The 5,886-nt window shown below is 57.6% G+C and carries 2 pseudogenes; both read left to right on the top strand.

Annotated elements, in window-relative coordinates:
* Nucleotides 1-198 (top strand): annotated as a pseudogene (locus AACQ83_RS23155) (ShlB/FhaC/HecB family hemolysin secretion/activation protein); the annotation flags it as partial.
* Between the two features lie 48 nt (nucleotides 199-246).
* Nucleotides 247-5,886: pseudogene (locus AACQ83_RS23150) on the top strand (two-partner secretion domain-containing protein); the annotation flags it as partial.

Genomic DNA, 5,886 nt, shown 5'->3' with positions numbered 1-5,886 from the left:
GCAATCGCTGTATCTGGGGATCGATTATGGCGAAGTGGGCGGACGGGGCAGTGACGCGCTGCTTGGAAAACACCTGGCGGGGAGTGCTCTGGGCTGGCGAGGCAGCCTGAAAGGGGTGAGCTACGACTTGTTTGTCGGCATCCCGCTGTCCAAACCTCCCCGGTCACGGCCGGATTCAACCTGTATTGGCAGTATTAATTCAAATAGCAAAACTGCCAGTGGGTAGTGTTGTGTGGAGTAAAAATCATGAACAAGCCGTTATATCGTATTATCTTTAATCAGGCCCGTCAGATGTGGATGGTGGTGGCCGAGATAGTGTGTGCCGGGCGCGGACGAACGGGACGCCGCGCTCGTCGGCCATCTCTGCCGTCGTGTCGTTGCCGGTTCACGGCGTTACGATTCAGTCTCTTGTTAGCGCTGGGCGGGATTTCACTCACGGCACAGGCGGCGATTGTAGCCGATGGACAGGCGCCGGGGCGTCAGCAGCCGACCCTTATTCGCAGCGCCAACGGCACGCCGCAGGTCAATATCCAGACGCCCGGCGCCGATGGCGTTTCCCACAACAGCTACCGTCAGTTTGATGTGGATAAACAAGGGGTTATCCTCAATAACAGCCATCAGGCCACGCAGACGCAACTCGGCGGCAGGGTGGCCGGTAATCCGTGGTTAGCCAAAGGGGACGCCCGCGTTATCCTCAATGAGGTCAACAGTCATGACCGCAGTCACCTCAACGGCTGGATTGAAGTGGCCGGGCATAAAGCCGAGGTGATTATTGCCAACCCGGCCGGTATCACCTGTAACGGTTGCGGTTTTATTAACGCGCATCGCACCACGCTCACCACCGGACAAGCCCTGATGGAACGGGGCCGGTTGAAAGGGTTTGATGTCAATCAGGGGGAAGTGAGGATTGACGGGCACGGCATGGACAGCACCCGGCAAAGTTACACCGATATTATCGCCCGTTCGGTGGCGATTAACGCTAAATTGCACGCCCACCCTTAAAGTGACTACCGGACGCAATCGCGTGGATGCGGCACACCAGAAGATTGAGAAAAAATCGGCTGACGCGACTGACCAGCCGGTGTTTATGCTGGATGTGGCGGCATTGGGGGGCATGTACGCTCATAAAATCATGCTCGAAGGCACCGAAGCCGGGGTGGGCGTGCATAATGCCGGCAATATCGGCGCAGCCGCCGGGGAAGTGTATATCACTGCCGATGGCCGGATAGAAAACCGCGGCGCCATCAGCAGCCGTGACGGGCTGCAATTAACGTCGTCTGCCGATGTGACTAACGCAGGCAAATTGCTGTCACAATCAACGGTGAATTTACAGGCGGGCGGCGCGTTAAAGAATCAGGGCCGGGTGGAAGCCCGCAGCGATACCACCGTTACCGCAAGCACGATACACAGCAGCCATGACAGCGTCTGGGCCGCCGGACTGGATGATAAGGGCAACACCACCCGCCCCGGTTCACTGACCCTGACCGCGCAATACGTTCAGGCCAATGGCAAAAATCTGGCGACCGATACGCTGGCCGTCCACAGTCAACAAATTGACTTAAGTGACAGCCAGACCGCAGCCAGCCAGATTCAACTGACGGCCAGTCAATCGGGAATAAGTACCGCTCGCGCCACCGTCAACGCCGACCGTTTTAGTGCGAAAACCCCCGGCCAGTTCAACAACGACGGCGGGCAATTGGTGGCACAGGAAATCCACCTTACGACGCCGGCTATCTCCAACCAGCAGGGGAAAATTAATCAAACCGGGACCGGTGAATGGCGGCTGAATACCCACACGCTGAATAACGGTGGCGGGACCCTGTTCAGCCAGAGCAAACAGCTCACAATTACCACGGACACACTGAACAACCATCAGGGCAACATTGCCAGTCAGGGCGAGGACCTGCATCTCACTGCGCGTCAGGCAGATAACACTCAGGGCACAGTGCAACTGGCAGGCAACGGCAAACTGTCGCTCAATATCCAACGCTGGCTGGGTGATAAGGGCAAACTGCTCACCAATGGCGCCCTGACAATACAGGCCGATGAACTGCAACTGAACCACGCCGAGACGCAGGCCGGGCAGATTACCCTCAATGCGGACACCTTGAGCCATCAAAACGGGCTGATGCAACAACGCGGCAAAGATACGCTGTCTCTGACGGTGAACACTCTGAATAATCAGAACGGCGCCATTGCCGGTAACGGTAACCTGAACCTTAAGGCAACGACCGTCGATAATCGTCACGGCAACCTCGTAGCCGCCGACAAGGGCTCGCTGACACTGACGGTCAAAGACACGCTGGACAATCAGGCGGGCCGGCTGGAAGCGGGTAACGCGCTCCGGCTCAGCGCTGCCCAACTGGATAATCGCCGGGGTAGCCTTGTTGCCACTGGGGACCGCGCCACCCTGACCATTGGCAAAGCCATTCAGAATGCCCACGGTCATCTTGAAGCCAAAACCCGACTGACTACAACCAGCCAGACACTGGATAACACGCAGGGGGTGTTGCTGGCGCAGCATATCAACAGCCAGACCACCGGCCAGCCCTTCATCAATACGGCGGGACAGGTGATAGCCGGGGACACCCTGACAGTCAACAGTGGTGAGCTGGATAACACGGCGGGGCTGTTACAATCCGGCCGGGAGATGGCCGTTGATACCCACGGCCACGGATTCACCAATACCCGCCATGCCGACCAAAAAGGAGGCCGGTTGTTAAGCGGCGGGCAGTTAACCCTGCGCACCGGCGCCATCGATAACACCGGCGGCATGATAGCAGCGGACGGCAAAACCGCGCTAACCAGCACCGCGCTCAATAATACTCAGGGACAGATAGCCGGGAATGGCGGGCTGGACATTCACAGTCAGCAACTCACTAACCGCAACGGGACCTTACAATCCGCAGACGCCCTGAATTTGGATACCGACGGGCAGTTACTGGATAACCAGCAGGGCCAGATTATTGGTGAGGGCAAGACCACCGTCACCAGCGGCCCACTGGACAATCGCCACGGTCATCTGCAAGGCGGACAGTTGGTTATCGACACCCGACAGGCGCAGACCGATAACCGGGACGGCAAATTGTTGTCGACAGAGACGCTCAACCTGAAAACCCAACGGTTCGACAATCGTCACGGGCAGGTGCAGGCGGTGGGCGACACCACTCTTAATGTTGAAACCCAAACCGATAACACCGGTGGCCTTATCCGTGGTGGTCAGCAATTGACCTTGAGCACCGCTCACCTGATTAATCGCGACACGGCGCAAGCGGATAAAGGACTGGAAGCGCAAAACCTGACGGTCAACGCCCAACAGGCGGACAACCGCCAGGGCGCTTTACGGGCAGCTAACCACCTGCAAGCCCAGGTGAGTCACACGCTGGACAATACCCAGGGGCTGGTCTCCGCAGGCAAACAATTGACGGTGGGCGACAAGATCGGACCCGCCTCGCTGGTGATTAACAACCGGCAAGGCACGCTGATTGCCGGGAAACAGGTGGATATTAACGCCGAAGCTCTCAGCGGTGACGGCCAACTGTTATCGCAAGGCGATATGGCGGTCGCTTTAACCGAGGATTTTCACCATACCGGCAACACCGCAGCCAATGGCAATCTGACCCTGAAAACCACCGGCAATCTCCTCAATGACCGCCAGATAAAAGCCGGTCAGGCGCTGCATCTTGATGCGCAAAATCTTACCAACAGCGCCGCCGGTGAAATTAGCGCCGGGCAAACGCAAATCAAGGTCCACGATACGCTGAACAATACCGGATTGATTGATGGCGGCCTGACCCATCTCACGGCCAACACCCTGAACAATACCGGCACCGGGCGCATTTACGGTGACCAACTCGCCCTCCAGACGGGGACGCTGAATAACAGCGCACAGGACGGCAAAGCTGCTGTCATTGCCGCGCGTGACCGGCTGGATATCGGTACCGGGACACTGAACAACAGTCATCATGCCCAGATTTACAGCGTGGGCGATATGCACATTGGCGGCCAGTTGGACAACAACCTGACAGCGACGGGTCAAGCGCGTGAGCTCAATAACCACGCGGCAACGATTGAAGCCGGGAACAACCTGAACATTCAGGCCGACCGGATTAACAACACCAACGCCGGTCTGGTGACGCAGGTCGTCGAAACGGAAAAATCGCCACATCACGACGCGGTACTGAGCGGCCGGACCACCCGCTATGACTGGTCACAGGTGGACACCTCCCGCCACAATAAACACGGCGTGCACGATGCCATCATGCCGGACGGCAGCCGCAGTAATAACTTTTACGAATATCAGTACACCCGGACCGTTAATGAAACTCAGGTTAAACAGAGTGACCCGGGTAAAATTCTGGCGGGCGGCCATATCACGCTCAACAGCGCGCAGGTCACCAATCACGACAGCCAGATTGTCGCCGGCGGCGAGCTGAACGGCGAAATAGGCGAACTGCACAATATAGCCACTCAGGGGGAACGCATCACCACCGATAAAGGTCGCCAGACTCACTGGTATGCGAAAAAGAAACGACTTAAGCCCAGATTCCGCGGTACTAAAACCTCGCAGGGAAAAAGCCGCAGTGGTTATCACCCTGCCCCGGTGATAGAAACGATTGACCTGAAAACGCTGGCCTGGCAGGACCATACCCGTCCACAGAACACCGATATCACGATTACAGACCGACAGACCGGTCAGATACACGCGGCTCCCACGGCGGTCAAACCGGTGAGCGGGATAAACGACCAGCCTCTGGTCTTGCCCCCCGGCCAGCCATTTGAACTGAGTTTGCCCCCGGAGACGGTGAAAGGACAAACAGTCGATCCGGTGATACGCGTGGTGACTCCTAACACCCGCCTGCCGGATAACAGCCTGTATACGGTGCAACCGGGCAGCGACAGCCACTATCTGGTCGAGACCGACCCGAAATTCACCCAGTATAAACAGTGGCTGGGCTCGGATTATATGCGGCAACAGTTAACCCATGACCCGGCGCTGGTTCACAAACGCCTGGGGGATGGGTTCTACGAACAGCGGCTGGTGCGGGACCAAATCACCCAACTGACCGGCCGGCGTTATTTGCCCGGCTACAACAACGACGAAGCACAGTTTAAAGCGCTGATGGATGCCGGAATTGCCTTTGGCCAACAGCAACAGTTAACGCCGGGCGTCGCCTTAAGTCCGGCGCAGATGGCATTGCTGACTTCGGATATTATCTGGCTGACTAACCAAACCGTGACCTTGCCGGATGGCACTACCGAGGTGGTCACCGTACCGCAGGTGTATGCGCGTGTCCGTCAGGGCGACCTGAGCCGTGATGGCACCTTGCTGGCCGGTAATACCGTGGCGCTTAACAGTCAGGGCGATATCACCAACAGCGGCACGATTAGCGGGCGTGACGTCACCCAACTGACCGCCAGCAACCTGACCAACAGCGGCTTTATTCGCGGCGGCAAAGTGGATTTGACGGCCCAACAAACGCTCACCAACCGGGGCGGGCAGATTCAGGGAGATGACCGGGTAACGTTGAAAGGTCGCGATATCACCAGCGCGTCTACGTTACGCGGGGATGAGGCTAACCGCTGGCTGGACCGTCCGGCGGGGATTTATGTGCAGAACGATAAAGGCACCTTATCGCTGAGCGCCATCAACAATGTCCAATTAACCGCCAGTGACATCAAAAACGCCGGTAAAGACGGTCGCGCCGAGATAACGGCAGGCCATAACCTGACACTGGATACCCTAAGCACAAACCGTACAGAACAGGGGAATTGGGGGAAAGATAACTATCGCCATCTGACCCAACAACAGGATATCGGCAGCCAGATAACCGGTGCCGGTGAGGTGACCCTGCAAGCCGGGCAGGATTTGACCGCCACCGCCGC

It is taken from the genome of Photorhabdus sp. S10-54, assembly GCF_963878145.1.
Taxonomy (GTDB): domain Bacteria; phylum Pseudomonadota; class Gammaproteobacteria; order Enterobacterales; family Enterobacteriaceae; genus Photorhabdus; species Photorhabdus kayaii.
Note: the sequence above shows the minus strand (reverse complement) of the source record. Positions and strands in the feature narration are given on the sequence as shown.